This window comes from Dysgonomonas sp. Marseille-P4677 (assembly GCF_016652235.1).
Taxonomy (GTDB): Bacteria; Bacteroidota; Bacteroidia; order Bacteroidales; family Dysgonomonadaceae; genus Dysgonomonas.
In genome coordinates this window covers 1-3,317 of sequence record NZ_JAEPKU010000222.1, presented here as the reverse complement: position 1 = coordinate 3,317, position 3,317 = coordinate 1, and the positions used below count along the sequence as shown (strand labels likewise).

The following is a 3,317-nucleotide window of genomic DNA, read 5'->3' as shown; positions in this document are numbered from 1 at the left end:
ATATATACTTATCAAACTGATTTTAATTTTAGTAATATCAAACCTGTTTAAACTTAATAAAATGAGTAAGAGCATTAGTGGACTCAACAATACTGTTATTATTTGCATAATAATATCCCTTTCTGTATATGAAAATATCATATAAGAAATATTCGATTTATTTGAAATAAATATAACTTCTTGAATAGTACTGATTATTACAATAAAAAAAACAAAACTAAAATATAATTTACCTAGTATAATCACTTTTTCTTTTATAGATGACTTATTTTCTGTGCTTATGCCTGTTTTAAAAAATGTAAATAGTATGTTTATCATAAACCTAATGCTTTATTATAAATGTTTTGATATTGTTCATCTATTTTTTCCAACTCTTTATTGAATGTTGCATCAATTGTAGAAGTGTCAAATGGAATAAACCATTCTACATAGTCATCCCCTGGAATTGATGTGTTAGGAATAGCAAACAATCCAGTCCTCAATAAAATTCTTTTACAAGCTATCATTAATTCTGCCGTCTTAGCTTTTTGCCATGCAGTATTCCTAGAATTAGATCTATGTAATTTTGCATTTAATATGATTAATTCTTTTAATAATTCTTTGTATTCAAGAGCTGCTTTTTTATATTCATCTTGATTTGTTTTAAACTTAGCTAATATATCCAAGTGCTGTAATCCTTTCCAAGAAAAAGCAATACCATTCTTTTTTAATCGGTCTAACTCTGAAAAATAAAAGTTAACAACTTCTGGACTTTTCAAGTTTTTGCCAATATGATTTTTAAAGGTATCAGGTTCTGGAGTATAACCAATTACTAATAAATTATTCTTAGAACCATCCCAATTTAATAGATTATGTACTAAATATATACTGTTATCTCCATCATTTCTTACATCTATAATTTTTCCAGAAGAATCTATAAATGTGGAAGCAACTATAGTTATAGGATTCATCCCCGTAGGGTCAACCCGCCTAATAGGATTATTAGCTACATAAGCATATGGTGATATGGAAGAATACATCTCCGCCATCGGATCTACACTGGTAAATCTTCCCACTGCACTTTCATAATACCTGGCCGAGTAATCATACAGGTTCAACTGGTGCATATCGTCCAACTCTTTGCCATTGTACTTGTACTGCTGTTTTTTACCGTCATCATACTTTTCGGCAAAGGCTGTTCCAAAAGGATAGTAATGATTTCGCTGGGTGATTGTACCGCTGGCATTGACCACTACTCGGTTGTTGCCCAAATGATCTGCAAGGTAATAGTGATATACACCGTTTTCGATATAACCTCCGTCTACAAGTATGCGGGTCTTATTTACCGTTCCGGCCGAACTTTTGGAGGTCTCATAAATGATATTGCCTACATAGTCGGTGTTCTTGTATTCACTAAAGCCATCTGTGGCAGGAGTAGTGGTGCCTATCGGAGAATTAACCAAAGTCGGGTCGTAGCGCTGCTCTGTCTTCAGCTTCACGCCTGAAGCCGAGTAGGTGTAATAGTTCTTTGCCTTGACTGTTGAACTGTTGATCACCATCTGAAGGGGTAAATTTAAGGATTATATTGAATACCTGTTATTCCCTTGTTTAAATCTTTCTCCATCGCCCCATTGGCATTGTAGGTGTATTCGACAACTGCAGCTAAGTTAGTTTTGTCCTTGAAGTCGGCTGATTCGACATAGACAAAGTTGGTAACGGTATCTGAGACATTGGTCATTTGGTTGCCCGAATAGGTCATGGTCAACTGGTCTACCATCACATTGTTATCTGCCGCCGCCGAATTTTTACCTCTTCGTACCAGGCTTATATTCCAGGCAAATGCAATCAATGAAACGGTAAAGACGATAATCGATTTGGAGAAGGTGAAAGTACAGACGTTACAGCTATTAAAGTGACTTTGATAATTAGAGGATGTGAAGTAGTTACAGGGTTAGAGATTTGTTTTCTAATAATATTACCAGATTGTAATATAAAAGAATAAAACAAACCCCGTACAGTTAATACTGGCGGGGTTCCTTATTTATAAATAAAAGATTTTACTCCTTTAATTTTGTCGTTTCCTTATTCATAACCAAACCCTCCGGTCCCTTTAATTATATAAACTACAGGTTCAATATTCGTTGTATCAAACCCATAATATACAGCTATATGATGGTTAAAGAAAATGAAGACATCTTTTTTAATTTGCATATTAACTTTCTTGGAACTTAATGAAATAGTATGAAAGCCAATACGCGTTGGACATTCAATATGTGTAGGAAAAGAAAACGGATTCCTTTGCAAAGTATCATCAAAAATAATTTTATTATCAAAAGATACTTTTAGATCTATCTTATCATATGGAGGCGGAGATGTTGATTCCATAAATATATTCATATTCCACTTAACAGATAAGAGGAATATAATTGTTATCAAGACACATATCGATATAGTAATATATATTTTTTTCTTCATACTTTTTTAATATTTGTAACGAAAACCTAATTGGTGAATTGTTCTTATTTGTCTACCATCTTTTAGTACCGGGTAAGGTATTTTTCTTCCATCCGCAGTTCTTATACTATTAAACCCTTTGTTTAAACTTTTTGCTTTCCAATTGTCATATGCTCTAGACACACTTCCTCCTGAAAATTTCTTTCCTGTTAGCCCCTGATTCATTATATCAGTAGAAGTATAACCTATGCTATTAGGATCAGGATGCTCCAGCCCTAGCGTATGCCCAAATTCATGCACTGGGGTTTTCGTCTTATAGCTAAAATACCCATTAATATTACTTTCGTTTAAATGCATAACTTTTCCTCCAAGTTCATTTGTCGCTCCAAATATTTTCCAATCAGAATTGTCAGCCGCAACAAATAAATGGTCTGAATCAGCAACATCATCCATTGATTCAACACCTGTAATTTGTATATCAGTTTGCATTTCATATTCTTTTCCATCAATAGTAATACTAGTGCCTAATGCATCTGTTATACCAGAACTGATATTCTTTGCTAATTTATTGACATTAATCCCACTACTTGATCTATTGATTACTTTTCCAGTAACATGCATGGTCGCAACATTATTCTCTATAGTAAACCAAATGCTATCTCCTCTTGGATCAATTGCATTTATTGGATTATTAGCGACATATGCGTAAGGACTAATGCTATAATACTTCTCTGCCAGTGGATCGACACTGGTAAACCTTCCCACTGCACTTTCATAATATCTGGCCGAATAATCATACAGGTTCAGCTGATGCATGTCATCCAGTTCCTTGCCATTGTACTTGTACTTTTGGTTTTTACCGTCATCGTATTTTTCGGCAAAGG

The 3,317-nt window shown here is 33.8% G+C and carries 5 protein-coding genes; all 5 read right to left on the bottom strand.

Annotated elements, in window-relative coordinates; genetic code table 11:
• Positions 1-318: hypothetical protein (locus JGH11_RS20415; RefSeq protein WP_236264236.1), on the bottom strand; the 318-nt coding region annotated here is incomplete at its 3' end.
• Positions 315-1,538 carry an RHS repeat domain-containing protein gene (locus JGH11_RS19470; protein ID WP_236264234.1) on the bottom strand — a complete coding sequence of 408 codons (1,224 nt, stop codon included), beginning with the start codon at positions 1,536-1,538 and terminating at the stop codon, positions 315-317. The genes JGH11_RS19470 and JGH11_RS20415, both read right to left, overlap by 4 nt.
• 14 nt (positions 1,539-1,552) lie before the next feature.
• On the bottom strand, positions 1,553-1,828 hold the full coding sequence (locus JGH11_RS20410) for a hypothetical protein (protein ID WP_236264232.1): 276 nt from the start codon (positions 1,826-1,828) through the stop codon (positions 1,553-1,555).
• A gap of 233 nt (positions 1,829-2,061) precedes the next feature.
• The gene (locus tag JGH11_RS19465; protein WP_201114559.1) at positions 2,062-2,454 is read right to left on the bottom strand and encodes a hypothetical protein; all 393 of its coding nucleotides are present in this window, start codon (positions 2,452-2,454) and stop codon (positions 2,062-2,064) included.
• Positions 2,455-2,460: 6 nt separating this feature from the next.
• Positions 2,461-3,317, bottom strand: an 857-nt coding sequence (locus JGH11_RS20405; protein ID WP_304487932.1) for an RHS repeat-associated core domain-containing protein, incomplete at its 5' end; no start/stop codon positions are given.